General features: G+C 71.7%; 24 protein-coding genes. 11 read left to right on the top strand and 13 right to left on the bottom strand.

Annotated features, from left to right (window positions below; genetic code table 11):
* Positions 1-5: 5 nt before the first annotated feature.
* Both ACFU5G_RS14040 and ACFU5G_RS14035 read right to left on the bottom strand, forming a co-directional pair.
* Complete coding sequence (locus tag ACFU5G_RS14040) at positions 6-1,181, bottom strand: glutamate--cysteine ligase (protein WP_377245358.1); 1,176 nt, start codon at positions 1,179-1,181, stop codon at positions 6-8.
* Positions 1,178-2,446: an SAM-dependent methyltransferase gene (locus tag ACFU5G_RS14035; RefSeq protein WP_377245355.1), complete on the bottom strand. Its 1,269-nt coding sequence runs from the start codon at positions 2,444-2,446 to the stop codon at positions 1,178-1,180. Before ACFU5G_RS14035 ends, ACFU5G_RS14040 begins: the two co-directional genes overlap by 4 nt.
* Positions 2,447-2,780: 334 nt before the next feature.
* Here ACFU5G_RS14035 and groES point away from each other — a divergent pair, with 334 nt between their 5' ends.
* Complete coding sequence (groES, locus tag ACFU5G_RS14030) at positions 2,781-3,077, top strand: co-chaperone GroES (RefSeq protein ID WP_020016178.1); 297 nt, start codon at positions 2,781-2,783, stop codon at positions 3,075-3,077.
* Between the two features lie 262 nt (positions 3,078-3,339).
* Here groES and ACFU5G_RS14025 read toward each other — a convergent pair whose 3' ends face one another.
* Positions 3,340-3,627 carry a WhiB family transcriptional regulator gene (locus ACFU5G_RS14025; RefSeq protein WP_020016179.1) on the bottom strand — a complete coding sequence of 96 codons (288 nt, stop codon included), beginning with the start codon at positions 3,625-3,627 and terminating at the stop codon, positions 3,340-3,342.
* Between the two features lie 191 nt (positions 3,628-3,818).
* Between ACFU5G_RS14025 and ACFU5G_RS14020 the strand changes: the two genes are divergently transcribed.
* Both ACFU5G_RS14020 and guaB read left to right on the top strand, forming a co-directional pair.
* Positions 3,819-5,102: a MerR family transcriptional regulator gene (locus tag ACFU5G_RS14020; protein ID WP_377245352.1), complete on the top strand. Its 1,284-nt coding sequence runs from the start codon at positions 3,819-3,821 to the stop codon at positions 5,100-5,102.
* A 67-nt stretch (positions 5,103-5,169) separates the two neighbouring features.
* A complete protein-coding gene (guaB, locus tag ACFU5G_RS14015; protein WP_377245350.1) occupies positions 5,170-6,684 on the top strand; it encodes an IMP dehydrogenase in 1,515 nt (504 codons plus the stop codon).
* Positions 6,685-6,781: 97 nt separating this feature from the next.
* Here the strand turns inward: guaB and ACFU5G_RS14010 are convergent, their stop codons facing one another.
* Positions 6,782-8,395: an FAD-dependent oxidoreductase gene (locus ACFU5G_RS14010; RefSeq protein WP_377245347.1), complete on the bottom strand. Its 1,614-nt coding sequence runs from the start codon at positions 8,393-8,395 to the stop codon at positions 6,782-6,784.
* Between the two features lie 350 nt (positions 8,396-8,745).
* Here ACFU5G_RS14010 and ACFU5G_RS14005 point away from each other — a divergent pair, with 350 nt between their 5' ends.
* A complete protein-coding gene (locus tag ACFU5G_RS14005) occupies positions 8,746-9,384 on the top strand; it encodes a Rid family hydrolase (RefSeq protein ID WP_377245344.1) in 639 nt (212 codons plus the stop codon).
* Between the two features lie 52 nt (positions 9,385-9,436).
* On the opposite strand, the gene ACFU5G_RS14000 is transcribed toward ACFU5G_RS14005, so the two are convergent.
* Positions 9,437-10,159, bottom strand: a complete 723-nt coding sequence (locus tag ACFU5G_RS14000) for an exonuclease domain-containing protein (protein WP_020016183.1) — start codon at positions 10,157-10,159, stop codon at positions 9,437-9,439.
* A gap of 140 nt (positions 10,160-10,299) precedes the next feature.
* Here ACFU5G_RS14000 and ACFU5G_RS13995 point away from each other — a divergent pair, with 140 nt between their 5' ends.
* The 4 genes from ACFU5G_RS13995 to ACFU5G_RS13980 all read left to right on the top strand — a co-directional run bounded on the left by ACFU5G_RS13995 (position 10,300) and on the right by ACFU5G_RS13980 (position 14,218).
* Positions 10,300-11,424 (top strand): GuaB3 family IMP dehydrogenase-related protein, encoded by a 1,125-nt coding sequence (locus tag ACFU5G_RS13995; RefSeq protein WP_377245341.1) that lies wholly within the window; start codon positions 10,300-10,302, stop codon positions 11,422-11,424.
* Positions 11,425-11,429: 5 nt separating this feature from the next.
* Positions 11,430-11,900, top strand: coding sequence for a GNAT family acetyltransferase (locus ACFU5G_RS13990; RefSeq protein ID WP_377245338.1), 471 nt, complete (start codon positions 11,430-11,432; stop codon positions 11,898-11,900).
* A 115-nt stretch (positions 11,901-12,015) separates the two neighbouring features.
* Positions 12,016-13,650: a succinic semialdehyde dehydrogenase gene (locus tag ACFU5G_RS13985; RefSeq protein WP_377245335.1), complete on the top strand. Its 1,635-nt coding sequence runs from the start codon at positions 12,016-12,018 to the stop codon at positions 13,648-13,650.
* 85 nt (positions 13,651-13,735) lie between these two features.
* Entirely contained in the window at positions 13,736-14,218 is a 483-nt protein-coding gene (locus tag ACFU5G_RS13980; RefSeq protein WP_020016187.1) for a hotdog fold domain-containing protein, read from the top strand.
* A 1-nt stretch (position 14,219) separates the two neighbouring features.
* Here ACFU5G_RS13980 and ACFU5G_RS13975 read toward each other — a convergent pair whose 3' ends face one another.
* The gene (locus ACFU5G_RS13975; RefSeq protein ID WP_377245332.1) at positions 14,220-14,843 is read right to left on the bottom strand and encodes a vancomycin high temperature exclusion protein; all 624 of its coding nucleotides are present in this window, start codon (positions 14,841-14,843) and stop codon (positions 14,220-14,222) included.
* A 151-nt stretch (positions 14,844-14,994) separates the two neighbouring features.
* A complete protein-coding gene (locus tag ACFU5G_RS13970) occupies positions 14,995-15,906 on the bottom strand; it encodes a DUF4031 domain-containing protein (protein WP_377245329.1) in 912 nt (303 codons plus the stop codon).
* Between the two features lie 328 nt (positions 15,907-16,234).
* Here ACFU5G_RS13970 and ACFU5G_RS13965 point away from each other — a divergent pair, with 328 nt between their 5' ends.
* Positions 16,235-16,621: a hypothetical protein gene (locus ACFU5G_RS13965; protein ID WP_377245326.1), complete on the top strand. Its 387-nt coding sequence runs from the start codon at positions 16,235-16,237 to the stop codon at positions 16,619-16,621.
* Positions 16,622-16,651: 30 nt separating this feature from the next.
* Here the strand turns inward: ACFU5G_RS13965 and ACFU5G_RS13960 are convergent, their stop codons facing one another.
* From ACFU5G_RS13960 to ACFU5G_RS13950, 3 genes are read right to left on the bottom strand one after another with little or no spacing between them, the layout of a single operon-like run.
* Positions 16,652-17,140 (bottom strand): GNAT family N-acetyltransferase, encoded by a 489-nt coding sequence (locus ACFU5G_RS13960; RefSeq protein ID WP_377245323.1) that lies wholly within the window; start codon positions 17,138-17,140, stop codon positions 16,652-16,654.
* A complete protein-coding gene (locus ACFU5G_RS13955; RefSeq protein ID WP_377245320.1) occupies positions 17,137-17,802 on the bottom strand; it encodes an NADPH-dependent F420 reductase in 666 nt (221 codons plus the stop codon). Before ACFU5G_RS13955 ends, ACFU5G_RS13960 begins: the two co-directional genes overlap by 4 nt.
* Positions 17,802-18,893, bottom strand: coding sequence for an LLM class flavin-dependent oxidoreductase (locus ACFU5G_RS13950; protein ID WP_377245317.1), 1,092 nt, complete (start codon positions 18,891-18,893; stop codon positions 17,802-17,804). The genes ACFU5G_RS13955 and ACFU5G_RS13950 overlap by 1 nt, the downstream gene beginning before the upstream one ends.
* A gap of 65 nt (positions 18,894-18,958) precedes the next feature.
* Here ACFU5G_RS13950 and ACFU5G_RS13945 point away from each other — a divergent pair, with 65 nt between their 5' ends.
* On the top strand, positions 18,959-19,465 hold the full coding sequence (locus tag ACFU5G_RS13945; protein WP_377245314.1) for a MarR family winged helix-turn-helix transcriptional regulator: 507 nt from the start codon (positions 18,959-18,961) through the stop codon (positions 19,463-19,465).
* Here ACFU5G_RS13945 and ACFU5G_RS13940 read toward each other — a convergent pair.
* Genes ACFU5G_RS13940 through ACFU5G_RS13930 form a run of 3 tightly spaced genes read right to left on the bottom strand, consistent with a single transcriptional unit; the run spans position 19,462 to position 25,323 of the window.
* Entirely contained in the window at positions 19,462-20,700 is a 1,239-nt protein-coding gene (locus ACFU5G_RS13940; protein WP_377245311.1) for an acetate/propionate family kinase, read from the bottom strand. The genes ACFU5G_RS13945 and ACFU5G_RS13940 overlap by 4 nt on opposite strands.
* Positions 20,697-22,799, bottom strand: coding sequence for a phosphate acetyltransferase (pta, locus tag ACFU5G_RS13935; RefSeq protein WP_377245308.1), 2,103 nt, complete (start codon positions 22,797-22,799; stop codon positions 20,697-20,699). The genes ACFU5G_RS13940 and pta overlap by 4 nt, the downstream gene beginning before the upstream one ends.
* A 34-nt stretch (positions 22,800-22,833) precedes the next feature.
* Positions 22,834-25,323, bottom strand: a complete 2,490-nt coding sequence (locus ACFU5G_RS13930) for a phosphoketolase (protein WP_377245305.1) — start codon at positions 25,321-25,323, stop codon at positions 22,834-22,836.
* Positions 25,324-25,521: 198 nt separating this feature from the next.
* Here ACFU5G_RS13930 and ACFU5G_RS13925 point away from each other — a divergent pair, with 198 nt between their 5' ends.
* On the top strand, positions 25,522-26,424 hold the full coding sequence (locus ACFU5G_RS13925; protein ID WP_377245302.1) for an SURF1 family protein: 903 nt from the start codon (positions 25,522-25,524) through the stop codon (positions 26,422-26,424).
* The last annotated feature ends 44 nt before the right edge of the window (positions 26,425-26,468 follow it).

The raw sequence follows: 26,468 nt of genomic DNA, 5'->3' as shown, positions 1-26,468 counted from the left end.
CGCCGTCAGGCGGGCAGCGGCCGGCCGGCGCGCATCTCCTCCATCATGGCGCGCACCACCGGCACCAGGTCGCCGTCGTGCGCCGCGGCCACCTCCTGCTGGCGCCGGTAGGACGGGCCCGTGCGGATGATGTCCCGCACGCCGGCCAGCTCCGCGGCACAGCCCAGGCGGTGCGCCACGGGCTCGAGCTCGACCAGCAGCTTGCCGATCGCGTCGACGACGTGGCCCTGGTTGCCGTGCGCGTCGAGGATCACCGTGGCGTCCAGCCCGTAGCGGGCCGAGCGGAACTTGTTCTCGGTCACGTACCAGGGCGGCAGCTCGACCAGGTCCCGCCCCTGGTCGAGCTGCGTGGACAGGTGCTCCACGAGGCAGTGCACCAGCGCGGCCAGCGTGAGGGCCTCCGTGAGGTTGGTCGGGCCGTCGCACACCCGGACCTCGAGCGTGCCGAACTTCGGCGACGGGCGGATGTCCCAGTGCACCTCGTTGAACGCCTCGACGGCTCCGATGTGCAGCATGTCGCCCGCGTACGCCTCGAGCTCCTGCCAGGTCTCGAACGCGACCGGCAGGCCCGAGCTCGGGATCTGCTGGAACAGCAGCGACCGGTTCGAGGCGTAGCCCGAGTGCTCACCCGCCCAGTACGGCGAGGCGGCCGAAAGCGCCTGCAGGTGCGGGAAGTACTTGAGCATCCCCCGCATCAGCGGCAGCGCCTTCTCCCGGTCCTCGATGCCGACGTGGACGTGCAGCCCCCAGATGATCAGCTGCGTGCCCCACACCCCCGTGCGCTCGCGGATCCGGGCGTAGCGCTCCTTGTCGCCGATCTCCTGGTCGGCGCCCCGGGCGAACGGGTGCGTGCCACCGCCCATGAGCTCCAGGCCCATCGGGTCGGTCACCGTGCGCACGCGCTCGAGCGTGCGGGTGAGGTCGGCCCCGGCCCCGGCCACGGTGCTGCCCACGCCCGAGACCAGCTCGATCGTGTTCTTCATGTACTCGCCCGTGACGTGCGGGACCAGCCCGCCGGGACCGTGCTGCCGGTTGCCGCCGTCGCGCGCGAGAGCCTCGAGCACCTCCGGTCCCGCCTGGGACAGGTCGGCGGTCCCGGGCTCCACGAGCCCGATCTCCCACTCGATCCCCACGGTCGACCGTGGGGACTCGCCGAAGCCGAGCTGGGCCGGCGAGCTCATACGGCTCCCAGGGGTTCGACGAGCAGTATCTGTTGGTTGCCTGCAACACGGGTGAGCACGATCGTCGCCTCCTCGGTTCCGGTGAGCACGAGCTGCTTGCGAAGTTGTTCAGGCACCACGGCGGTGCCCCGCTTCTTGATCGTGACGCGCCCGACGTTCCGGTCGCGCAGGTAGGACTTCAGCCGCTTCAGGCCGAACGGCATGGTGTCGAGCACCCGGTACCCGGTCGCGATCGGGGCCTGCGCCCCGGCCGGGTCGGCGGGCCGGGCCGGCGGCAGGGCGGCCGGGTCGTCGGTGGTCACGTACGCGATGGTCGGGTCGACGAGGCGCCCGCCCAGCTCGGCGGCGGCCTGACCCACCAGCCCCGCGCGGATGACGGCGCCGTCGGGCTCGTAGAGGAACTGGCCGACGCCGCCGACGTCCGGCTCGACGTCGTCGCCACGCACGGTGCGGCTGAGGGTGTGCTCCTTGCCGTCGTCGTCGGTGAAGCTGCGCAGCACGAGGGCCGAGCGGCCGGGGCCGTCGGGTGCGAGCGGGCCGAACCACAGCCCGGCCTCGACCACGTCGCCGTTCACGGAGACCCACTGGGTCTCGGCGTCGTCGGGCAGGCCCTCGTGCGCGATTCCGGGACCCACCTTGATGCCGACGGCGGGCACGGTCTCGCGCAGCGCCCAGACCGAGTCGAGCGGCGGCTCGTAGGCGTGCGGGTCGAAGATGCGGCGGCTGCGGCCGCCCGACCCGCCGCGCACGCGCCGGGCGGGGTCGGCGTAGACGCCCTCGATGCCCTCGGCGCTCAGGTCCAGCGTCAGGCCGTCGGCGTGCCGTACCTCCGCCTCGGGGAAGTGGCGCAGGTTCCACTGCGCGATGGCGGCCGTGCACTCGTCGAGGTCGGTCGCGACGACGCGCAGGCCCGTCCCGGCGAACGCGAGGGAGTCGGCGCCGATCCCGCAGGTGAGGTCGGCGAGCGCGGTGATGCCCGCGTCGAGGTACCGCCGGGCGTGCAGCGCCGCGACCACGAGCCGGGTGGCCTGCTCCAGGCCGTCCGCGGTGAACAGCATCCCGTCGGCGAAGTCGCCGAACTTGGCCCGTGCGCGGGCGCGCAGCCGGGACTGGGTGACCACGGCGGCCGCGAGGTCCGCCGCGACACCCTGGGAGCGCAGGGTGGTCACGGTCTTCATCGCGTCGCGCTCGTCGTACGGCGGTAGTGCCGCAAGCAGGGCCCAGCCGTCAGGGCTGAGGAGTTTGCTAAGAATCGCCGCATCCATGGGAAGATCTTTCCACCTTTGTCCTGGTCATGACGAGTAGCCGGGCGCAACCTTTTGGTGGAGATGACGAGATTTCGACGTCCTGGCGGCGAGTCGGCCCCTGGGCGTGTGAGCGACTCCACGCGATTGGCACTCGCCTTGACCGAGTGCTAGCGCCGACCTAGATTTGGGGTTGTTCACCGCCGCGGAACCCGGTACCCGGGCCTCGCGGCGGAGGACCCAGACGTTCGTGCCCGCCGGCACCCGCGACGACGGCGGACCGTCGAACGTTCGAGCCCCTTAAGTCAACCACGCAGCTGATCACTCGATCCGCTCACGAAAGAGGAGGTCCGACGTGTCGGTCCCCATCAAGCCGCTCGAGGACCGGATCGTCGTCAAGGCTCTCGAAGCCGAGACCACGACCGCTTCCGGCCTGGTCATCCCGGACACCGCCAAGGAGAAGCCCCAGGAGGGCGAGGTGCTGGCCGTGGGCCAGGGCCGCATCGACGACAACGGCAACCGTGTGCCGCTGGACGTCGCCGTCGGTGACAAGGTGATCTACTCCAAGTACGGCGGCACCGAGGTCAAGTACGCGGGCGAGGAGTACCTGGTGCTCTCGACCCGCGACGTCCTCGCGGTGGTCGTGGGCTGATCCAGCCCACGCCAGGTAGATAGACGAAGGCCCCGCACCAATCGGTGCGGGGCCTTCGTCCTGGCGGAGCCTCGGTGCTGTCTGTCTGTGGTGCCGTGCCTGGTGCGCGTGCCTGCATGTCTGGCGCGCGGCGGACGTGCTTCGGCGCACGCCTGTCCCAGCGGGGTGCTGCTTCCTCAGGCGTTGTGCCTCAGGTGCCGCGCGACGTCGTGCGGCAGAAGTTGTTCGGCCTGGTCAGGCAGGCTTCGTCAGGCAGGCTTTGTCAGGCGGAGACGGACTTGCCGGCGAGGATCGCCGACCGCTCGTCCTCGCTGAGCCCGCCCCAGACGCCGTACGGCTCGCGCACGCGGAGCGACTGCTCGCGGCACTGCATCATCACGGGGCAGGAGCGGCAGATCGCCTTCGCGGCCTCGGCGCGACGCCGGCGGGTTGATCCGCGCTCACCCTCGGGGTGGAAGAAGAGGGTGTCGTCCGCGTCGCGGCACGCGCCCTGGTACTGCCATTCCCACAGTTCCATTACCGGACCGGGAAGCCTCGAGATCTCCGTCATGGCGAACAACCTACAAGTTGTGCAGAAGTTGTTCAAGGGGCAATTTCGCTTCATCTCGATCGAATCGAGCCAGCCCGAAGCGGTTCGGCCCTGACCGGATTTGTTCCAATCTGGACTGGAATCCACCGAGATCGGCGGCACGCCGGGTTTCGCAGTGGCGCGGAGAGGGTCCGGTCGGCAGAATCGAGTCCATGACTTCTTCGCGACCCGCCCAGAACTCGGGCGGGTCACGTACATCCAGCCCCGGACTGGCTGTCGCCGCGGTAGCCCGGCGCCTCGGGGTCGCTCCCGCGACCCTGCGTACGTGGGACCGCCGCTACGGCCTCGGCCCCTCGGGCCGCACCGCTGGATCGCACCGCCGCTACACGCCGGACGACGTCGCCCGGCTCCTCGTCATGCGCCGGCTGACCCTCGAGGGCGTGGCCCCGGTCGACGCCGCCCGCGCCGCGGTCGAGGCGGGGGACGCGGAGCTCCAGGTCGCCACCAAGACCGCTCCCGCGCTGCCCGCGGTGCGGGTCGAGGGCGACCTGGAGACCGACGAGGTCGACGACGTCGACGACGGGGAGTTCGCCGAGAAGTTCGTCGGCACCGTCGAGGCCCCGGCCGAGGACGACGAGCCGGAGCCCGAGGACGAGGCGCAGCTCGACGACGAGACCGACGACCCCGCGCCGGCGCCGGACGGTGAGCGCTCCGAGGAGCCGCGTGGCCGCGCGCACCTGCGGGCGCTGCCCGGCGGGGCGTCCGGCGGTGGCGGAGCCGGCGGGCCCGTGGCCCCGGTTCCGGCCGGCGGGCCGCGCTCGGCGGCGTCCCCGGCGCCGACGTCGGGCCGGGTGTCCGCCCTGGTCGACGCAGCGCTGGCGTACAGCCGGACCGCGTGCGACAACCTCCTGGTGCTGGGCCCGGACGGCGACCCGGCCACCTGGTGGACCGAGCTCGTCGAGCCGGCCTGGCTCCGGCTGTCCGAGCGGACGGTCCTCGCGGGCCCGGGCGAGATGCCCGAGGTGGTGCTCGCGACGGCGGCCCTGCGCGCGCTGCGCAACTACATCGAGGAGTTCGAGCGCGTCATGGTCGAGGCGGGCGGCCCGCCGGCCAACCACCCGAGCCGGATGCGCAAGATCGTCCTGGTGTTCGCCGCCCCCGACGAGGTGGTCCCGCTCTCGGCGCACGCGCTCGCCGCGGCGCTGGCCGCACAGGGCTCGATGGCGCGCATCGTCACCGGTCCCGCGAGCACGCACCGCTCGGTCGAGCTGGTCACCATGGTCCGCCCGACTGCGGTGGTGCTGGCCACCACGCAGAACAAGCCGGACCTCGACGTCGTGCACGCGGTGAACGAGAGCTACCCGGAGCTGCCGATCTTCGTGGGCCTGCGGGCCGACGCGGCCGCCACCGAGCTGCCCTTCGGGCCCACGGTGCAGCGGGTGCGCTCGTTCACCGGCCTGCTGCACGAGGTGCTCGCCGTCATCAAGGCGAGGTGACGCACGCCTCGGGCCGGTACCACGGCCCGGCCGAGATCTGCGGTCGCGGCGGCCGTAGACTTGCTGCATGACGGACCAGACCTCGCCGGGCGACCCGTTCGGTTTCCTCGGGCTCACCTATGACGACGTCCTGCTGCTGCCGGGTTACTCCGACCTGGCGCCGTCGGACATCGACACGACGTCTCGCCTCACGCGCGAGATCTCGCTCAAGATCCCGCTGATCTCAGCGGCGATGGACACGGTCACCGAGTCGGCCATGGCGATCGCCATGGCGCGTCAGGGTGGCCTCGGCGTACTGCACCGCAACCTCTCCATCGAGGACCAGGCCACCCAGGTGGACCTCGTGAAGCGGACGCAGACCGGCATCATCACGAACCCCGTCACGATCGGCCCGGACGCCACGCTCGAGGAGCTCGACACCCTCGCGGGCCAGTTCCGGATCTCCGGCTTCCCGGTGGTCGACGCCGAGAACAAGCTCATCGGCATGGTCACCAACCGCGACCTGCGCTTCACGCCCGTCGCCGAGTGGGCCACCACCAAGGTGGACGAGGTGATGACGCCGCAGCCGCTGATCACCGGCCCGGCCGGCATCTCGCGGGACGACGCCACGAAGCTGCTGCGCAAGCACAAGCTGGAGCGCCTCCCCCTGATCGACCCCGACGGCCGCATCACGGGGCTCATCACCGTCAAGGACTTCGTGAAGTCGGAGCAGTTCCCGAACTCGTCCAAGGACGGCCAGGGCCGCCTCATGGTCGGCGCCGCGATCGGCTACTTCGGTGACGCGTGGCAGCGTGCCACCGCTCTGATCGACGCCGGCGTGGACGTGCTCGTGGCCGACACCGCGCACGGCAACGTGCGCATGCTGATCGACATGGTCAAGCGCCTCAAGACCGACCCGGCCACCAAGGACGTCCAGGTGATCGGCGGCAACGTCGCCACGCGCCAGGGCGCGCAGGCGTTCGTCGACGCCGGGGCCGACGCGGTGAAGGTCGGCGTCGGGCCGGGCTCCATCTGCACCACCCGCGTCGTGACCGGCGTGGGCGTGCCGCAGATCACCGCCGTCTACGAGGCGTCGCTCGCCTGCAAGCCGGCGGGCGTGCCCGTCATCGCCGACGGCGGCCTGAAGCACTCGGGCGAGATCGGCAAGGCCATCGTGGCCGGCGCCGAGTCCGTGATGCTGGGCTCGCTGTTCGCGGGCTGCGAGGAGACCCCGGGCGACCTGGTGCTCGTCAACGGCAAGCAGTTCAAGACCTACCGTGGCATGGGCTCGATGGGCGCCATGTCCTCGCGCGGCAAGAAGTCCTACTCCAAGGACCGGTACTTCCAGGCCGAGGTCACCAGCGACGACAAGATCGTGCCCGAGGGCATCGAGGGCCAGGTCGCCTACAAGGGGCCGCTGGCCACCGTGGCGCACCAGCTCATCGGCGGTCTGCACCAGACGATGTTCTACACCGGCGCGCGGACCGTCCCCGAGCTGCAGGCCGAGGGCCGGTTCGTCCGCATCACGTCGGCGTCGCTCAAGGAGAGCCACCCGCACGACGTGCAGATGACGGTCGAGGCGCCGAACTACAGCGGGTTCTGACCCGCACCCGTCCGACCCGCACGACGTGTCAGACCCACAGGTCCCTCGGGTGACCTGTGGGTCTGACACGTTGTGGGGCTGATCTCGTCGGGGCAGGTCAGCTCGACATGACGCGCGCGTGCAGGGCCTGCACCGCGTAGCGGGCCGACCAGAACGCGCCGTGCTGCCACGCGGAGACCTCGGACATCCAGTCGCCCGCGAAGTACACGTTGCCCGCGCCCTGCTGCAGCAGCCGGAAACCGGCCGACGAGGTGTTCGGGTAGGCCCAGGCGCCCTCGACGTAGGGCACCTTGTGCCAGGCGATCGAGAACGACGTGTCCAGCTCGCTGCGGTACTTCTCCCCGTGGATCTTCACGCCCTGCTCGACGGCGCGCAGCTCCCGCTGCTTCGGCGTCATGTCCGCGTACGTGCGGGCGTTGGTGCCCGTGTTGTAGTAGCCGACCACCAGGCCCTTGCGCTCGCCGTACCCGTAGGACGGGTACCAGACGTGGGCGAGGTCCATGTCGGTCTCGGTGATCCCGCCGAAGATCCGGTGGTCGTCCTCCCAGAACCGGGACCGGTACTGCAGGCCGATCTTGCCGGCGGGGGAGCCCACCGCGAACTCGCCGAGCGCCGCGTCGATCTGCGGCCCCCAGTTGGTGTCCCACCGCCGCATCAGGCCGGCCGGCGCCGCGACGACCGCGAAGTCCGCCTCGATCTGCCGCTCCCGCCCGTTCGCGGGGGTGTAGGTGACCTTGACCCCGCGGCTCGTGTTCTCCACGCCCGTGACCGGGGAGCGGAAGTGCACGTTCTGGCTGCCGATGGCCCGCACCAGGTACTGGTACGTCGTGTCCATGCCGCCCTTGGGCTGGAACATGAGCATCGACTGCTCCCAGTTGATCTCGAACGGGAAGTACTGGCCCACCTTCGAGGCCAGCACCTCGGAGACCGTGCCGGGTCCCGACAGTGGCGTGCCGTGCTCGTTCCAGGCCGACGGGTAGACCTCGAAGCCGCGGTTGCTGCCGCCGGCGTAGGTGCCGTCCGACTTGAGCGAGCCCCAGCTCCGCAGGAAGGACCGCAGGTTGTCCTTGTCCTCGGCGGTCAGCTTCTGGTCCAGGGCGCCCTGGTCGGTCGCGTGGTGCAGCAGCTCGGAGGTATAGCCGAAGACGTCCGCCTTGGCGGTGCGGTAGCGCACCGGGTTGCCCGGCGTCGCGCCGGTCCGCTCGTTGTAGAGGTAGGCGTCGGCGTTCGCGTTGGTGAAGACCTCGTACGGCACACCCAGCTCGCGGATGTAGTCCATGGTGACCATCCACTGCGCGATGCGGCCCGCCCCGGCGTTCATGTAGATGCCGTCGGCGAACCGCGCGGTCTGCTTGACCCCGTTGATGTCGGTCTCGCTGTCGCCCCCGCGGATCGTCAGCGTCCGCCCGCCGGGACGGTGCCGCGCCTCGAGCACGGTCACGTGGTAGCCGGCTTTCTGCAGCTCGTACGCGGTCGCGAGACCGGCGGGACCCGCACCGACGACCACGACCTTCTTCGTGGACCGGCCGGTCAGCGTGAAGTCGCCGGCCTTCGGGGGAACCCAGGACTCGGCTCTCGGCTGGGCCGCGGCGGTGGGGGCCAGACCCATCGCGCCCATCGTCGCGAACATGACACCGGCGCTGGAGCCGGCGCCGACGGCCTGCAGGAAGTTACGGCGGGAGACACCTGGGGTGCTCTTCTCGGTGACCACGGTCCCTACCTCTCGTGTCGACAGGCCTGACGCACGCGAACCTCGGCCGGGAAGCCGGGGGCCGCCGTCAGCACCGCGCCGGACGCTATGGACCGGAAGTCACCGTTGCGAGTCTCCGCCGTTACTGCGCAGTTGCGCGTAGTAACCATGTTGTTTCCGGGTTCTGCCGCAGGTCAGCGTTTGCGTAGGAACGATTCGAATCAGGCGTCGGAGCCGTTCCCGACGCGACCCGAAGCGGACATCCCGCCGAAACTCCCCGTGGCTAGCGTCCGCGCCACCCGGTGCCGTACGCCGGACCACACCGCATCCGGGCGCCTCGCGGCCCCGGCCCGGCCAGATGGAGGAGCACCATGAAGAACCGTGCCGCGCTGATCACCGCCGTCGTCGTCACTGCCGCGATCGCGGTCCCCGGGACCGCCTTCGCCGCCGCCCACGCCTTCCGGCCCGACCCCACGCGCGCCCACTCGTTCGTCACCGGGGACACCCCGCTCATCGCCGACGGCGTGGCGATCGGGAAGAACGTGTCCTGGTACAAGTCCTCCGGCCTCGGCCCGGCCGCCCGGAACACCACGCCCGGGGTGAGCGCCGAGGAGCGGTACATCCCCACCGACGTGTTCCCCGGCGGGGAGCTGCCCGCGGGCGTCACCCTCACCGAGGCCCAGGGCATCAACGCCCTCATGCGGATCGGCGAGAACCTGGACAAGGCGGGGCTGTCGTACGACGACGTCGTCTCGATGCGTGTGTTCCTGCAGAACCCCAAGGGCGCCGAGAAGATGGACTTCGCCGGGTGGAACCGGGCCTACCGCCAGTTCTTCGCGAACACGAACCTCGCCACCGGCGAGGTGCTCGACGTGCAGCTCGGTTCGGCTACGACCGAGCCCATGGTCGTGAACGAGGCGCGGCCGTCGCGCTTCGCGCTGGAGGTCGAGAACCTGCCGGTGGACGGCTGGCTCGTCGAGGTAGAGGTCGACGCCGTCTACTCGCGCTGAGCGGCGGCCGCGCCCCGGTCATTCCGCGGGGCGCGGCCACCCGCCTGGCCCGTCAGGCGCTCGTCGCGTGCTGCACCGGCCAGGCGCCCGACGCGTCGGGGCCGGTCAGACCCTGCTCGCGGCGCCACTCGTTGAAGCTGACCGCCCACTGGCGGTGCGCGCCGATCTGCTGCTGGTGCAGGTCGGCCAGCGACATGCGGGACAGCTGCGGGAACCGCCGCGCCAGGGCCTCCAGCACGTCGAGCGTCGCCAGCACGTCCACCTCGGCGGTGTGCAGGTCGCCGTCGGAGGTGACGCCGTACCACTGGGACAGGTCGCCGAGGCGGCGCTTGCCCGGGCGGTACCGGTCCAGCCAGCGGTCGATGACCAGCGGGTCGACGACCGGCTCGACGGGCCGGCCCAGGCGCTGGGGCAGGGTCTTGAGCCCGTGGCGCTGCAGCTCGGAGTCGAGCAGCGACAGGTCGAAGGCGGCGTTGTAGGCGACCACCGGGACGCCCTCGGCGAGCTGCTCGGCGAGGGCGGCGGCGATCTCCTCCAGCGCCTCCCGGGGCGCCACGCCGTGGGCGCGGGCGTGCTCGGTGGAGATGCCGTGGATGGCGGCGGCCTCCTGCGGGATCTCCACACCCGGGTCCATCAGCCAGGTGCGCACCTCGGTGCCGGCGCCGGGCGTACGCAGCACGAGGGCCGCGGTGACGATGCGGTCGCCCGTGACGTCCACCCCCGTGGTCTCGGTGTCGAAGCCCAGCAGCGGCCTGTGGATCCAGGTCTCGTTCATGATGTCCTCCCTGCTCGTCCGGGTTCACCGGTGCGTCCAGGGAGAACCCTGCCACCGCTCACTGACACTGTGGTTCGTGCCACCCCGCACATCACCGAGACACTGCGCGCCGGGTCAGCAGCGATGGGTAGGCTTGGCGGGTGAGCAACGAGATCGAGATCGGACGCGGCAAGCGTGGGCGGCGCGCCTATTCCTTCGACGACATCGCGGTGGTGCCCTCCCGGCGCACACGCGACCCGAAGGACGTCTCGGTCGGCTGGCAGATCGACGCGTACCACTTCGACCTGCCGATCCTCGCGGCCCCCATGGACTCGGTGATGAGCCCCGACAGCGCCGTCGCGCTGGGCCGCTTCGGCGGCCTGGGTGTGCTCGACCTCGAGGGCCTGTGGACCCGCTACGAGTCGCCCGAGCCGCTGCTCGCCGAGATCGCGGCCCTGCCCGTCGGCGAGGCGACGCACCGCATGCAGGAGATCTACTCCGAGCCCATCAAGCCGGAGCTCATCACGCAGCGCCTCAAGGAGATCCGCGCGGCCGGCGTCACCGTCGCCGGCGCGCTGACCCCGCAGCGCACGCAGGAGTTCTACAAGACGGTGGTCGACGCCGGCGTCGACCTGTTCGTCATCCGCGGCACCACGGTCTCGGCCGAGCACGTCTCGGGCAACGCCGAGCCGCTCAACCTCAAGCGCTTCATCTACGAGCTCGACGTGCCCGTCGTCGTCGGCGGGGCCTCGACCTACACGGCCGCGCTGCACCTGATGCGCACGGGCGCCGCCGGCGTGCTCGTCGGCTTCGGCGGCGGCGCCGCCCACACCACGCGTGTCAGCCTCGGCATCCACGCCCCCATGGCCACCTCGGTGGCCGACGTCGCCGCGGCCCGCCGCGACTACCTCGACGAGTCGGGCGGCCGGTACGTGCACGTCATCGCCGACGGCGGCGTGGGCCACTCCGGCGACATCGTCAAGGCCGTGGCCTGCGGCGCGGACGCCGTCATGCTCGGCGCCGCGCTCGCGCGGGCCGCCGAGGCCCCCGGCAAGGGCTTCCACTGGGGCCCCGAGGCGCACCACCCGCAGCTGCCGCGCGGCGAGCGCGTCGAGGTGGGCACGGTCGGCACCCTGGAGGAGATCCTCTTCGGGCCGGGCAAGCAGGCCGACGGCACGCTCAACCTCGTGGGCGCCCTGCGCCGCGCGATGGCGACCACCGGCTACTCCGACCTCAAGGAGTTCCAGCGGGTCGAGGTCGTCGTGTCGCCGTACCAGCCACGGTGACGCCCGTGTCCGGTACCGAGCCGCTCGCCCCGGTCCTGGCCGCGGCGCCCGCGGCCGACGGGGAGTTCGTCGAGATCACGGACGCCGACGTCGACCAGGTGGTCGAGCTGTGGCGGGAGTGCGGGCTGACCAGGCCGTGGAACGACCCGCACCTCGACATCGCCGACGCCCGCGCGGGCAGCGCCTCGACGGTGCTGGTCGCCCGGGCCGACGGTCGCGTGGTGGCGTCCGCGATGGCCGGTCACGACGGGCACCGCGGCTGGCTCTACTACGTGGCGGTGGCGCCCGGGCTGCAGGGCACGGGCTTGGGCCGGGCCGCCGTGGTCGCGGCCGAGGCCTGGCTGGTGGCGCGCGGCGCGCGCAAGATCCAGCTCATGGTGCGCACCACCAACACGGACGTGGTCGGGTTCTACGAGCAGCTCGGTTACGCCGACCAGGAGTGCACCGTGCTGGGCCGCTGGGTCGAGCCGAACTGACCCTGCGCGGTCCCGCCCGAGGCGAGATCGCGGCCGCTACCACGAACCGACATGAAAGTCAGTTTCACACATCTATCAATACGTGGTGCAGGGTTTTGCGCGTAGGGTGGCCGCCATGATCGACGACACAGCAGCCGACGCAGCCGCGAGTGGTGCCGTCGGCGGGGTGCTCGACCCCGAGCATCCGCAGGGAACCTTCGTTCTCGAGCCTGGCGTGATGGCGCCGCTGGTGGCTCGGATCGCGACCTCCGAGGCTTCCGGCACGCACCGCTCGACGTGTCCGTTCACGGGTGCTCCCCTCGTGACCTTCCCGATTTCCTCCGCCGACGACGTGGCCGCTTCCGTCGTCCGCGCGCGGGTGGCGCAGCGCGGCTGGGCGCGCCTCCCGGTGCGCGACCGCGCCGGGGTGCTCCAGCGGCTCGGCCGCATCGTCCTGGAGAGACAGTCCGAGGCGCTCGACCTGATCCAGCTCGAGACCGGCAAGTCGCGGCGCGCCGCGTTCGAGGAGATCGCGGACATCGCGCAGGTCGCCCGGCACTACGCCGTCCGCGGTGAGCGCTACCTGGCCTCCCGTCGGGTGCGCGGCATGGTCCCGCTGCTGGCGGGCGTGCAGGTGCACCGCCGGCCCGTCGGCGTCGTCGGTGCGATCGCGCCCTGGAACTTCCCGCTGGTGCTCGCGCTCTCCGAGGCCCTGCCCGCGCTGCTGGCCGGCAACGCCGTGGTGCTCAAGCCGGACCCGCAGACCACCCTCACCGCCCTGTGGGCCGCCGAGGCCCTGGACGACGCCGGCCTGCCGGCGGGCCTGTTCCAGGTGGTCGCGGGCGGGCCGGACGTGGGCGAGGCGCTGATCGAGCACGTGGACCACGTCGCGTTCACGGGCTCGACCGCCACGGGCCGCAAGGTCGCCGCACGAGCGGGGGAGCGCCTCATCGGCGCGACGCTGGAGCTCGGCGGCAAGAACGCGCTGTACGTCGCGGAGGACGTCGACGTCGACGCGGCCGTCCCGGGCATCGTTCGGGCCTGCTTCTCGAACGCCGGGCAGCTGTGCGTCTCCGTCGAACGACTAGTGGTGCACGAGGCGATCGCCGACGAGTTCGTGGCCAAGTTCGTGCGCGCCGTGCGCAACCTGCGGCTCAGCCCGGCGCTGGACTACTCGGCCGACATCGGCTCGCTCACCTCCGCCGCGCAGCTCGACAAGGTCACCGCGCACGTCGACGACGCGCTGGCCCGCGGCGCCCGGGTGCTCGCCGGCGGGGTGCACCGCGCCGACGTCGGCCCGTACTTCTACGCGCCGACCGTGCTCGACGACGTGCCGGCCCAGGCCGTCGTGGCGCGCGAGGAGACGTTCGGGCCCGTCGTCACGATCACGCGGGTCGACTGCGACGAGGACGCCGTCACGGTCATCAACGACACCGAGTACGGGCTGCACTCCGCCGTCTGGACCCGGGACGTCGCGCGGGCGCGGCGCCTGGCCGCGCGCCTGGAGTGCGGTTCGGTGGCGATCAACGACGGGTACACGCTGACCTGGGGCTCGGTCTCCGCGCCGCTCGGCGGCTGGAAGTCGTCGGGCCTCGGCGGGCGGCACGGGGCGGCGTCGATCACCGGCCTGACCCGGCAGCAGACCGTGGTGACGTCGCGCGGCGCCCGGATCGGGGCCACCTTCGACAACCTCTACGGCCTGGGCGGGGACACTCCGAGCCGGGTGCTGACCACGGCGCTGGGGGCGATGCGCAAGCTGCGCCTGTCCTGAGGCGAGGGGCGGGCTTTCCGGGCCGCGACCGAACTGGTCGTCGAAGGAGTGAACGGTCGTCACCGGGGCGAGTACGCTCACCCGCATGACGACGCAGCTCCATGCCTTCTGGAAGTCCGCCAACTCGCTGCCGGTGGTCGGCGGCCTGCTCGGGAAGCGGATCTTCAGCCTGGCCTACAGCCTCAAGGCCCCGTACTTCGGCACCATCGCCCCGCGCGTGGTCGACATGCGCCCGAACTACGGCGAGGTCGTCGTCCCCAACCGGTGGCGCAACCGCAACCACATCGGCACGGTGCACGCGATCGCGGTCTGCAACGGGCTCGAGATGGCCATGGGGTCGCTCGCCGAGGCCACCGTGCCCGACGACAAGCGGTGGCTGCCCAAGGGCATGGAGGTGTCCTACCTGGCCAAGTCGACCGGCGACGTCACCTGCGTGGCCGAGACCGACCAGGCGCAGTGGGACGGCGACGACAAGGACCTGCCCGTCCGCGTGCGCGGCGTGCTGGCCGACGGCACGGTCGTGGTCGAGGGCACGATCCACCTGTGGGTCACGCCGAAGAAGAAGTGAGTCAGCGGGGGCGGCGCCTCGCGAGGGAGCGGACCGCGGCCTTCCAGCTCGCCGGCAGCTCGCGCACGTGCCACCAGGCCCACTGCGCCGGCTGGACGCTCGCTGCGCTGACGCCGACCCCGACGGCGTCGAGCCCGGCCTCTACGCAGGAGTAGAGGGTGCGGCGCAGGTGGTAGTCCTGCGTGACGACGACGGCGGTGCGCACGCCGTACAGGTCGTGCGCGCGGCGGCACGTCGCCGTGGTGTTGAAGCCCTCGCGGTCCAGCACGATCGCGTCGTCGGGGACGCCGAGGTCGTTGTCCAGGAGCCAGGCCCGCATCGAGCCGGGCTCGTCGTACCGGGTGCCGTCGGGGTTGTCGTGCGCGTCGCCGCTCAGGATCACCGTGGGCGCGACGCCCGCGCGGTACAGCTCGGCGCCGCCCTCGACGCGGCGGCGCAGGTACGTCGACGGGGTGCCGTCGGTGCGCAGGCCCGCGCCGAGCACGATGACGGCGTCGGCCTTCTCGATCTCGGTCGCGTCGTTGCGCACGCGGGCGTTCCCGGTGGCCTGAACTGCGACGACGGGGACGGTGAAGGCGACGGCGAGCACGCCCGCGACGATGGCGGAGACCTTGAGGGGAGTCACGACGGGAACGCTACCGCGTGTGCGGGGGTGGGCTGGTGCGGGGTGCGGGGTGCGGGGTGCGCGGGGGCTGCGGGTGAGTGGTCGGCAGAATGTCAGGTGGTCGGCAGTCCGAGGAACCGACCATCTGACATTCTGCCGACCGTCTGACGTTCTACCGACCCAGCAGGGCCAGCTCCGCGGCCAGGTTCGACTCGGCCGCCGTCTGCCAGCGGGTGGTGCCCGGGGGCGTGCGGAACAGGGGGCCGCTCGACAGGAGGGTGCGGAGCACCTCCGAGCGGCCGGCGCGGAACAGCGGGTCGGGGACGTCGCAGTACTCGGCGCGGACCTGGTGCGTGTACCGCGTGTAGACGGCGGGGCTGCCGCCGAGCACGGCCAGGTCGGCGTCGCTGACCAGGCCGCCGACGACGTCGTCGGGCGCCGGGTCGTGGGCGGCCGTGACCATGACGAGGCGCGCAGTCTCGTCGATGTCCTCGCTGGTGACGCCGGTCCCGGTGAGCGGGCCGAGCAGCTCGGCCACGAGCTCGGCGGACCGCTCCTCGTCCTGCTGGGCGACGCCGTCGTGCACCGCGTCGTGGAACCAGAGCGCGAGGCGGGCGCGCCAGTGCTCGCGCTCGGACACGGTGCTCTCGGCCGCGACGACGTCGAGGGCGTCGAGGGCCGCGGCCAGGTGGAACGTCGTGTGGTAGACCCGGTGCGGCTCGCGCCAGCGGTCGACCAGGTCCGTGCCGGCGTCGCGGGCCGGGCTCGGGTCGGGCCACAGCTCGTCCCACCGGCTCAGGAGTGCGGCCCGCTTGGCGCGGTTCCGCTCGGCGCCGGAGACACGCAGCCCGGAGCCGGCCAGCCGGCGGGCCAGGTCGCCGCCGTCGACGGGCACGGCGCCCGCGGCGACCAGGTCGTCGTACCGCTCGGCGGGGACGTCGTAGTGGTCGAGGTCGAGCGCGCGGTCGGGGATCCCGGCGGCGCGGGCGAAGAGGCGGAGCTCGTGCAGCGACCCGTCCGAGACCAGGTGGGAGAAGAGCGTCCCGTGCGCGGGCCAGGCCGGCGGGTCGATGAAGAGGGTCACGGGGTGAGGCTAGCGCTCCTGGGAGGACGGGACGGCCGGTCGGTTCGGGCATGGGTTCGGACGACCAGTTGACGCCTGGCCGCTGATGGCACTCCGAAGATCACCCGCTCGCACGGCAGAAGTGGTCAACGGGTGCGTTTTTCGTCCCCTAGATTTCTGGTCGGCCGAGCAGTGTCGCCCGGCTGGATCCAACTGGGGCGTGAGGACACCGTGGTGAAGACGCCGACGGCGCATGAACAAGCCGGTCACGCCCGCTCACTAGCGTCAAGGAACAGGTATGTCAGAAGAGCGCATTATCTTTGTCACCTTTATTGTCCTGGCCGGCTTCGTGGCACGGTGGCTCTTCCGCCGGGCGGCGGCCAAGCGGTCCGGCTCCGGTGTCGTGCAGGTCGTCGTCTGGGCGCGCTCCGGCAAGGTCCCCGGCCTGGCGCGGCAGAAGAAGTGGGTCAAGGCCAAGGTCAGCGCCGACGAGGCCGGGCGCCTGGTGTGGGTCGAGCCAGCGGGTGAGCCGGTGGCTCTGACCCTGCGCAGCCGGGAGTCGCGTCCGCGCGGCAAGAGCGACCTGTGGTTCCTCGACCCGGGTACCCCGGTCTGGGACGCCACCACCCCCGACGGTCAGGAGCTGAGCATCGTCATCCCGCAGGCACGTGAGCACTGGTTCGTCGAGAAGCTGCCAGGCGGGGGGTCTGTCGGTGATGAAGCCGTAGCCGGGTGACGCGGCCGAGGATGCCGGCGGCGAACGCCGCTACTCCTGCTCGCCCGCCCGCTCCGCCCGGCGAGCCTCCCTCGCCGCCGCGCGCTGCGCCTTCACGGCCTCGGTGACCTGCGCGATGTCGTCCTTGGCCGGCTGACGGATCACTCCGCCGGCCGCCACGTACTCGTCGCCGTGCTTCGCCAGGTGCGCCGCGAACAGCGGGCACACGGGCACCACGACGATGTTCTTGCGGATGCTGTCGGTGAGGGCCTCGCGCACCAGGATGCCCGCGAGGCCGCGCCCGCCGTACTCCTCGTCGACCTCGGTGTGGAAGAAGATCCGGTCGCCGCCGGCCTCATCAGCACCGCCGCCTCCGGCAGCGCCGTCATCGCCACCAGACGCGCCGGAACCACCCGGGGCCCCGTCCACGAAGTCCGCCCTCCCGACCACGGGCCCGCCGTCGACCTGCACGGCGTACGCGCCGATCGGGCCACCCGTGTTCAGCGTGACGGTGACTGGCGCACCGGTCCTGTCCTTCATGACGCCTCCAGAACGGTCGTGGGCGCGGTGGTCCCGGTCAGCGTACGCAGTTCGTCGAGGCCCACGTTCGCGCCGAACGCCGGGGTGCCGGGTTCGAGCCGAACCCCCGCTTCGAGGTCGCCGATCACGAGCGGGTCGAAACCCAGAGCGTCGATGACCGAAGCGACGACGAAGAGGTCGTCGGGGGAGTCCCCGGCCAGCGCGATCGCCTTGCGCCCGACGGCGCCCGCGGGGCGGGCACCGTCCTCCAGGTCGTGGTAGCCCATGTGGTTGAAGGCCTTCACGACGCGCGCTCCCGGCAGGAGCTGCGCCACGAACTCGCTCGACGAGAGGTCGCGCGGGAGGATCCCGTCGCGTGGCCCGTCGATCTCCCACCAGTGATTCATCGCGTCGACGACGAGTCGGCCCGCCAGCTCCGCGACCGGCAGCCCGGGGTGCTTTCCGAGCGGGAGCGCGAGCACCACGACGTCGGCGGCAGCGGCCTCGGCGGGCCACACCGCCGTCGCCCCGGGAGTGAGCACCTCGATCGTCAGCGCGATCTTCTCCGGATCGCCCGACCCCGAGATCAGCACGCGGTAGCCGGCGGCGACGGCCAGCCGGGCCAGGACGGTACCGACCTTGCCGGCCCCGAGGATGCCGATCGTCGTGCTGGCGGGAGCCATCACAAAGCCCCGACCGTGCTCGGCTTCTCGGCCAGCAGCTCGCGCACCCGCGGGATCACCTGGGTGCCGTACAGCTCGACCGAGCGCAGCCGCGCGTCGGCCGACACGGCGCCGGCCGAGGAGTAGATCATGTCGAACCGGCCGACATCCAGGACGCGGATCGCCCGCGCCATCTTGCGCGCGACCGTCTCGACCGACCCGACGTACAGCGAACCCTGCTCCACGTCGGCGTCGAACTCGTCCTTGCGCAGGGGAGGCCAGCCGCGCAGGGCGCCGATACGGTCGCGGATCTCGCGGTAGCCCGGGTAGAACAGCTCCTTCGCCTCCTCGTCCGTGGCGGCGACGAAGCCCGGCGAGTGCATGCCGACCGGCTGCGGCGTCGTACCGAGCTTCTCGTGCGCCCGCCGGTAGAGCTCCACGTACTGCGCGAACCGGTCGGGCGGGCCGCCGATGATGGCGAGCATGAGGCCGAACCCGTAGTAGGCGGTGCGGAGCACCGACTGCGGCGTCCCGCCCACGCCCACCCAGGTCTTGAGGCGTCCGGACTCCGTCTTCGGGAAGACGTCGGCCTCCTGCAGCGAGGCGCGCATCGTGCCCTCCCACGTGACCGGCTTCTCGTCGAGGAGGTGACTGAACAGGTCGATCTTCTCCTCGAACAGCGTGTCGTAGTCCTTCAGGTCGTACCCGAAGAGCGGGAACGACTCGGTGAAGGAGCCACGGCCGAGGATCACCTCGGCGCGTCCGTTCGAGAGCGCGTCGACGGTCGCGAACCGCTGGAAGACCCGGACCGGGTCGTCCGACGACAGCACCGTCACACCCGACGCGAGCTTGATGCGCTGCGTCGCCGTCGCGATGCCCGCGAGGACGGTCTCCGGGGTCGAGATCGCGTACTCGGGGCGGTGGTGCTCGCCCAGCGCGATGACGTCGATGCCCACCTGGTCCGCAAGGACCGCCTCGGCGACGACGGCCCGGATCGCCTCCGCGTGCGAGACGAGGTCGCCGTCCGCGTTGCGCGGCAGGTCGCCGAAGCTGTCGATACCGAACTCGATCTGCGAGACATCCACCATGACCAGCCCCTTCTGGGTGCTCATTTGATTGACACGTGAATCATCGCTCCATATAGTTCACATGTCAATAACCCACGGAGGAGGGGACGATGGCGACGTCGAAGCGCCGGAGCATGCCTACGCGACGTGAGCTCGCGATCTGGCGGGGGTACATCGAGACCTACGACATCCTCCGCAACCGCCTCGAGGCGCGGCTGCACCACGACTCGGAGCTCTCCAACGGCGACTACCGGGTGCTGCTGGCGCTCAGCGAGGCGGAGGAGCACACGCTCCGCTCGTCCGCGCTGGCCGCACACATCGAGTGGGAGCGCAGCCGGCTCTCCGGCCACCTGGGCCGGATGGAGAAGCGCGGGCTGGTGCGGCGCGAGCCGTGTGCCGAGGACGCCCGCGGGTCGCAGGTCGTGCTTACCGACGAGGGCGCGCGCGCGTTCCGCGCGAGCACCGTGCCGCACCTGCAGGCGATCAAGGAGACCTTCCTCGACGCGTTCACCGACGAGCAGCTCGACGTGCTGGGCGAGGCGACGACGGCGTTGCGCGCCCACCTCGGGCTTCCCCCGATCGTTCCCGGCGGGAGAAGCCCGAGGGCCGAGGCCTAGCCGGCCGCGACCAGCGCGGCGGCCTGCCGCGCGATCGCCAGCTCCTCGTTGGTCGGCACGACCATGACGAGGGGGGTATCGACCCGCGGGGTCTCGACAGGCTCGACCAATGAGGAGATCACCCGGGCCTCGCCCGACGGCGCCTCGTTGGCCGCCGGGTCGATCGTGAGCCCCAGGAACTTCAGGTCGCGCACCACGCCGGACCGGATGGTGTGGTCGTTCTCGCCGACCCCCGCGGTGAACGTCAGCACGTCGATGCCGCCGAGCACCGCCGCGTACGCGCCCACGTACTTGCGCAGCCGGTGCAGGTAGACGTCGCGGGCCAGGCGCGCGTCGGCGTCGCCCGCTGCCACCAGCCCGCGCAGCTCGCGCATGTCGCTCACCCCGGACAGGCCCAGCACGCCGGACTGCTTGTTCAGCAGGGTGTCGACGTCGGCGCCGGACAGCCCGCCGCGCATGAGGTGGAAGACGACGCCCGCGTCGATGTCGCCCGAGCGCGTGCCCATGACCAGGCCCTCGAGCGGCGTCAGGCCCATCGAGGTGTCCATGGGCCGGCCGCCCAGGATCGCCGACGCCGACGCGCCGTTGCCCAGGTGCAGCACGACCTGCCGCAGCGTCTCCGGCCCGCGCCCCTCGGCCGCCAGCTTCTCGACGACGGCGGGGTGCTCCGCGACCGCCGTCGACACGAACTGGTGCGACGTGCCGTGGAAGCCGTACCGCCGCACGCCGTGCTCCGCGGCGACCTTGCGGTCCAGCGCGTACGTGGAGGCGGCGGCGGGCAGCGACGCGAAGAACGCGGTGTCGAACACCGCGACGTGCGGCACGTGCAGCAGCTCGCGCGCCACCTCGATTCCGGTCACGTTGGCCGGGTTGTGCAGCGGCGCCAGGGGGATGAGGTCCCGGATGCCGGCCACGACGTCGTCGTCGACCAGGGTGGGGGCGGAGAAGATCTCGCCGCCGTGCACCACGCGGTGCCCGACGGCGATCACGTCGGCGTCCGCGAGCTTGGGCCCCACCTCGTCGAACATGCCCTTGACGACCCGCAGCGCCTCGCCGTGGTCGGGCACGTCGAGTTCGCGCACGACCTTCTCGCCGCCCGTCTCGTGCTTGACGGTGCCCGAGGACTGGCCGATCCGGTCGACGATGCCGCCCGCGACGGCCTCGCCCGAGTCGGGGTCGACGAGCTGGTACTTGAGAGACGAGGAGCCGGAGTTGAGGACGAGGACGGTGCTCATGCGGACTCCTTGCCCTGCGCCTGGATGGCGGTGATCGCCACGGTGTTCACGATGTCCTGCACCAGCGCGCCGCGCGACAGGTCGTTGACCGGCTTGTTCAGGCCCTGCAGCACCGGCCCGACGGCGACCGCGCCTGCCGAGCGCTGCACCGCCTTGTACGTGTTGTTGCCGGTGTTCAGGTCGGGGAAGACGAACACGGTGGCGCGCCCGGCGACGTCGGACCCGGGCAGCTTGGACGCCGCGACCGAGGCGTCGACGGCGGCGTCGTACTGGATGGGGCCCTCGACGTCGAGCTCGGGCGTGCGCTCGCGGACCAGCCCGGTCGCGGTGCGCACCTTGTCGACGTCGGCGCCCGTGCCGGACTCGCCCGTCGAGTAGGACAGCATCGCGATGCGCGGCTCGACGCCGAACTGGCGGGCGGTCGCGGCCGAGGAGACGGCGATGTCGGCGAGCTCCTCCGACGTCGGGTCGGGGATGACGGCGCAGTCGCCGTACACGAGCACCCGGTCCTCCAGGCACATGAGGAACACCGAGGACACCGACGACGTGCCCGGCTTGGTCTTGATGATCTCGAACGACGGCCGGATGGTGTGCGCCGTCGAGTGGGCCGCACCGGAGACCATGCCGTCGGCCAGCCCGAGGTGCACCATCATCGTGCCGAAGTAGGAGACGTCGGTGACGATCTCGCGCGCCCGCTCGACCGTCATGCCCTTGTGGGCGCGCAGCCGCGCGTACTCGGCGGAGAACTTCTCGACGTACTCGGGGTCGTGCGGCGACAGCACGCGCGCGGCCTCGATGTCGAGGCCCAGCTCGGCGGCGCGCGCCCGGATCGGCTCCTCGTCGCCCAGGATCGTCAGGTCCGCGATCTGCCGGGCCAGCACCGTGGAGGCCGCGCGCAGGATCCGGTCGTCGGACCCCTCGGGCAGCACGATGTGCCGCCGGTCGGCGCGTGCCCGCTCGATGAGCTGGTACTCGAACATGAGCGGCGTGACCACCTCCGGCCGCGGCAGGTCGAGGCGCGCGGCGAGCGCGGCGGAGTCGACGTTGCGCTCGAACAGGGCGCGCGCCGTCTCGACCTTGCGCACCGAGCCCTTGTCCACGCGCCCGCGGGTCGTCGCGGCCGCGCGGGCCGTGCGGTAGGTACCCAGGTCCGTGGTGATGATCGGCAGCTTGGGCCGCATGGCCTCCAGCAGCTCGGCGGGCCGGCCCTGCGGGTAGAACCCGCCGTTCAGGATGATCCCGGCCAGCGACGGGAACGACGGCGTCATGTGCGTCGCGAGCAGGCCGATCAGCAGGTCGGTGCGGTCGCCCGGCGTGATGACGACACCGCCGTCGGTCAGCCGCTCCAGCAGGTGCTCGAAGCTCATGGCCCCCACCTGCACGTCGAGCGCCTCGCGGCCCAGCAGCTCCGGGTCGCCCAGCACGAGCGTGCCGTCCACGGCCTCCAGGAGCTGGCCCACGGTCGGGGCCTGCAGGAACGGCTCCTCGGGGATGGTCCACACCGGCAGGTCCGGCTGCGCCTCGGCGAGTACCGCCCGCACCTCGCGCGCGCTCTGCGTGTCCGCCCGGTTGACCACCAGGCCGATCGCCTGGGCGTGGTGCGCCGCGAGCTCGGCCAGGCTCACGTCCGCCAGGGCCCGCACGCCGTCCGGGGTGCGCTCGCGGCCGGAGACGACCAGCAGCACCGGTGCGCCCAGGTTCGCGGCGATGCGCGCGTTGAACGAGAGCTCGGTGGGCCCGGCGACGTCGGTGTAGTCGGTGCCGAGGATCACCACCGAGTCGCAGCGGGCCGCGAGGTCGTGGAACCGCGCCACGATGCGGCTCAGCGCGTCCTCGGGGTCGTTGTGCAGGTCGGCGTAGGTCACGCCGACGGCGTCGTCGTAGGAGATGTCGACGCCGTCGTGCTCCAGGAGGAGCTCCAGCACGTGGTCGCGCTCGCCTCCGGAGTCCTCGGTCTCGCTCGCGCGCGAGACGGGCCGGTAGACCCCGACCCGCTGGCCCTTGCGGACCAGCAGGTCGAGGACGCCCAGCGCGACCGTCGACTTTCCGCTCTCGCCCTCCGGGCTCGCGATGACGATGCTGCGGGTTGCGCCGGTCACGTGTCGCTCCGTGTTCACTTCGTGGGATTTGCTGCTACTCGTTGTCTCCACCGGTGCCGAGCGTAGCGTCAACCTGCCCCTCGTCGGACTGGTCCTGCGCGTCCGGCCACACCCAGTCGCGGACCTCGGGGATGTCGTCGCCGTGCTCCCGGGTCCACGCACGCGCGCGAAGCCGCGCGTCCTGCATGCGCTGGCGCAGCCCGGCCTGCGCGCTGCCGAGCTGCGGCACCCGGTCGATGACATCGATCACAAGGTGGTACCGGTCCAGGTCGTTCAGCATGACCATGTCGAACGGCGTCGTCGTGGTGCCCTCCTCCTTGTACCCGCGCACGTGCCAGTTGACGTGGCCCGTGCGGCGGTACGTGAGGCGGTGGATGAGCCACGGGTAGCCGTGGTAGGCGAAGACGACGGGGCGGTCGGGCGTGAACAGACCGTCGAACTCGGAGTCGGTCAGGCCGTGCGGATGCTCCTTGGCGTCCTGCAGCCGCATGAGGTCGACGACGTTGACCACGCGCACCTTCAGGTCGGGGAGCTCCCGGCGCAGGATGTCGGCCGCGGCGAGCACCTCCAGCGTCGGCACGTCACCCGCGCAGCCCAGCACGACGTCGGGCTTCTCGCCCGCGACCTCCGTGCCGGCCCACTCCCAGATGCCCAGGCCGCGCGTGCAGTGCTCGATCGCGGTGGGCATGTCGAGGAAGTTGGGCGCGGGCTGCTTGCCCGCCACCACCACGTTGACGTACTGCCGGCTGCGCAGGCAGTGGTCGTAGGTGGACAGCAGGGTGTTCGCGTCCGGCGGGAGGTAGACCCGCACGATCTCGGCCTTCTTGTTCACCACGTGGTCGATGAACCCGGGGTCCTGGTGGCTGAACCCGTTGTGGTCCTGGCGCCACACGTGGCTGGACAGCAGGTAGTTCAGCGAGGCGATGGGCCGCCGCCACGGGATGTGGTTGGTGACCTTGAGCCACTTGGCGTGCTGGTTGAACATCGAGTCGACGATGTGGATGAACGCCTCGTAGCTGGTCAGCAGCCCGTGCCGGCCGGTCAGGAGGTAACCCTCCAGCCAGCCCTGCACCTGGTGCTCGCTCAGCATCTCCATGACGCGGCCCGCGCGGGCCATGTGCTCGTCCACCTCGGGGCCGATGTACTCGGCGTTCCACTGCTTGTCCGTCACCTCGTACACGGCCTGCAGCCGGTTCGACGCCGTCTCGTCCGGTCCGAAGATGCGGAAGTTGTCGGGGTTGAGCCGGATGACGTCGGTGAGCCACTGGCCCAGCACGCGCGGCGCTTCGGACCGCGACCCGCCGGGCACCGGGACGTCCACCGCGTAGTCGCGGAAGTCGGGCAGCCGCAGGTCCTTGAGCAGCAGCCCGCCGTTGGCGTGCGGGTTGGCGCTCATCCGCAGCGCGCCCCGCGGCGCCAGGTCGCCGATCTCGGCCAGCACGCGGCCGTCGTCGTCGAACAGCTCCTCCGGGCGGTAGGACCGCAGCCAGGTCTCCAGCACGCGCAGGTGCTCGTCGGTGTCGCGGGCGTTCGCCAGCGGCACCTGGTGCGCCCGCCACGAGCCCGTCGTCTTCTTGCCGTCGATCTCGGCCGGGCCGCTCCAGCCCTTGGGCGTGCGGAACACGATCATGGGCCACATCGGGCGGCTCAGGTCGCCCTGCGCGGCCCGCGCCTTGATCGTGGCGATCTCGTCCAGGACCTCGTCGAGCAGGGTCGCGAACCGGCGGTGCGTGTCCAGCGGCGACTCGTTCTCGTCGTAGCCGCCGTCGAAGAAGTAGGGCCGGTGGCCGTAGCCGACCATCAGGTCGTTCAGCTCCTGCTGCGAGATGCGCGCCAGGACCGTCGGGTTCGCGATCTTGTAGCCGTTGAGGTGCAGGATCGGCAGCACGACGCCGTCCTGGGCCGGGTTGACGAACTTGTTCGAGTGCCAGGAGGTGGCGAGCGGCCCCGTCTCGGCCTCGCCGTCGCCCACCACGGCCGCCACCAGCAGGTCCGGGTTGTCGAAGACCGCGCCGTAGGCGTGGCTCAGGGCGTAGCCCAGCTCACCGCCCTCGTGGATCGACCCCGGGGTCTCCGGCGCGACGTGGCTCGGGATGCCGCCCGGGAACGAGAACTGGCGGAACAGGCGCTTGACGCCCTCCGTGTCCTGCGTGATGTCGCTGTACACCTCGGAGTAGGTGCCGTCCAGGTAGGCGGAGGCGACCAGCCCGGGGCCGCCGTGTCCGGGGCCCGTCACGTAGACCGTCTCCTGCTGCCGCTCCTTGATGGCGCGGTTCAGGTGCGCGTACAGGAAGTTCAGGCCCGGCGTGGTGCCCCAGTGGCCCAGCAGGCGCGGCTTCACGTGGTCCGCCGTCAGGGGCTCACGCAGGAGCGGGTTGTCCAGGAGGTAGATCTGGCCGACCGAGAGGTAGTTGGCGGCCCGCCACCACGCGTCGATGCGCTCGAGGTCGGCGGGGGCCAGCTCGGCGACACCGGTGGTGCGCCACCGGGTGGCCGGAGAGTCGGGGACTGTGGTCGTCGTCATCACTCACGCTCCTACTGCGGTCTGCGTGTGAACCCTGCGGTTACGTGTGGATCCGTGCCGGTCTGCTGCCCGTTCATTCGAACGCAGAACCGCCGTACACGCGAGACGACCGCACCGTCCGCCGATCTGTGACGCGTGCGACAGATCCGGGCGGTGACCTGTGCCGCCGACCCGCCGGCGGCGGCTACCGTTGAGGTTATGCCTGTCAGTGCCCCCAGCACATCCCCGTCGAAGGTGATCGACGTCGACACCACCGCACAGCGCCGTACCTTTCTCCAGGTCGCCAAGCAGCCCCGGATGATCGGCCTGCTGCTCGTGTTCGTGCTGGCGGCGTTCGTGTGCGGACGGCTGGGTGCCTGGCAGCTCGACCGCGCCTACGAGCGGGCGGAGCTGGCCGCGCAGCAGGAGGCGGCCGAGGCCGTGGCGGCCGGGCCCGCCTGGCTGGGCGACGTGCTCGCGCCGCAGGAGAGCTTCCTCGGCGAGCTGGTCGGCCGCGAGGTCCGCGTGACCGGCGAGTACGACCAGTCCGGCACCCTCCTGGTTCCGGGCCGCGCCCTGGAGGGCCGCGTCGGCTACCTCGTGCTGACCCCCTTCCGCGTGTCCGACGACGGGACCGGCGGCGCGTCCTGGGCCGACCTGTCCGGCCCGCCCGTGCTGGCGCTCGTCCAGGGCTGGGTGGCCGACCCCGCCGACGCCGCGGCGCTGACGCTGCCCCCGGGCGAGGTCACGGTGACGGGCTGGCTCCAGGCGGGCGAGTCGACGTCGGGCAGCGCCGCGGTCGTGGACGGGCAGACCGACCACATCGCCCTGAGCGCGCTCGTCAACGAGTGGGGCGGACCCATCTACACCGGGTACCTCGTGGCCACCAAGGGACCGGGCTCGCCCGAGGAGGGCGGGGTCGCGGCCCTGCCGCGCCCCACCATCGACGGCGGCTCCGGGGCCAACCTGCAGAACATCTTCTACGCGCTGCAGTGGTGGCTGTTCGGCGGGTTCGCCGTGCTGCTGTGGGTGCGCCTGGTCCGCGACGAGATGGCCGGCGGACGCCGCGGCGGCGCGCCCACCGACGCCGGCACCGGAATCGCGGGCCTGCCGGCGGCGTGAGCCACCCTTTCGAGGCCTAAGTTTCTTCGCTCTCAGCCAACTGC

The organism is Promicromonospora sp. NPDC057488 (assembly GCF_042802395.1).
GTDB lineage: Bacteria > Actinomycetota > Actinomycetes > Actinomycetales > Cellulomonadaceae > Promicromonospora.
This window is presented reverse-complemented; position numbering and strand designations above follow the sequence as displayed.

Coding starts and splice junctions, on each gene's coding strand:
- ACFU5G_RS13950 (WP_377245317.1), bottom strand. CDS start 18,893: ATGAGCACCCAGAAGGGGCTGGTCATGGTGGATGTCTCGCAGATCGAG.
- ACFU5G_RS13980 (WP_020016187.1), top strand. CDS start 13,736: ATGACGACGCAGCTCCATGCCTTCTGGAAGTCCGCCAACTCGCTGCCG.
- ACFU5G_RS14035 (WP_377245355.1), bottom strand. CDS start 2,446: ATGGATGCGGCGATTCTTAGCAAACTCCTCAGCCCTGACGGCTGGGCC.
- ACFU5G_RS14025 (WP_020016179.1), bottom strand. CDS start 3,627: ATGACGGAGATCTCGAGGCTTCCCGGTCCGGTAATGGAACTGTGGGAA.
- ACFU5G_RS13960 (WP_377245323.1), bottom strand. CDS start 17,140: ATGAAGGACAGGACCGGTGCGCCAGTCACCGTCACGCTGAACACGGGT.
- ACFU5G_RS13945 (WP_377245314.1), top strand. CDS start 18,959: ATGGCGACGTCGAAGCGCCGGAGCATGCCTACGCGACGTGAGCTCGCG.
- ACFU5G_RS13955 (WP_377245320.1), bottom strand. CDS start 17,802: ATGGCTCCCGCCAGCACGACGATCGGCATCCTCGGGGCCGGCAAGGTC.
- ACFU5G_RS13985 (WP_377245335.1), top strand. CDS start 12,016: ATGATCGACGACACAGCAGCCGACGCAGCCGCGAGTGGTGCCGTCGGC.
- ACFU5G_RS14000 (WP_020016183.1), bottom strand. CDS start 10,159: ATGAACGAGACCTGGATCCACAGGCCGCTGCTGGGCTTCGACACCGAG.
- ACFU5G_RS13930 (WP_377245305.1), bottom strand. CDS start 25,323: ATGACGACGACCACAGTCCCCGACTCTCCGGCCACCCGGTGGCGCACC.
- ACFU5G_RS14040 (WP_377245358.1), bottom strand. CDS start 1,181: ATGAGCTCGCCGGCCCAGCTCGGCTTCGGCGAGTCCCCACGGTCGACC.
- ACFU5G_RS13940 (WP_377245311.1), bottom strand. CDS start 20,700: ATGAGCACCGTCCTCGTCCTCAACTCCGGCTCCTCGTCTCTCAAGTAC.
- guaB (WP_377245350.1), top strand. CDS start 5,170: ATGACGGACCAGACCTCGCCGGGCGACCCGTTCGGTTTCCTCGGGCTC.
- ACFU5G_RS14020 (WP_377245352.1), top strand. CDS start 3,819: ATGACTTCTTCGCGACCCGCCCAGAACTCGGGCGGGTCACGTACATCC.
- ACFU5G_RS14005 (WP_377245344.1), top strand. CDS start 8,746: ATGAAGAACCGTGCCGCGCTGATCACCGCCGTCGTCGTCACTGCCGCG.
- ACFU5G_RS13925 (WP_377245302.1), top strand. CDS start 25,522: ATGCCTGTCAGTGCCCCCAGCACATCCCCGTCGAAGGTGATCGACGTC.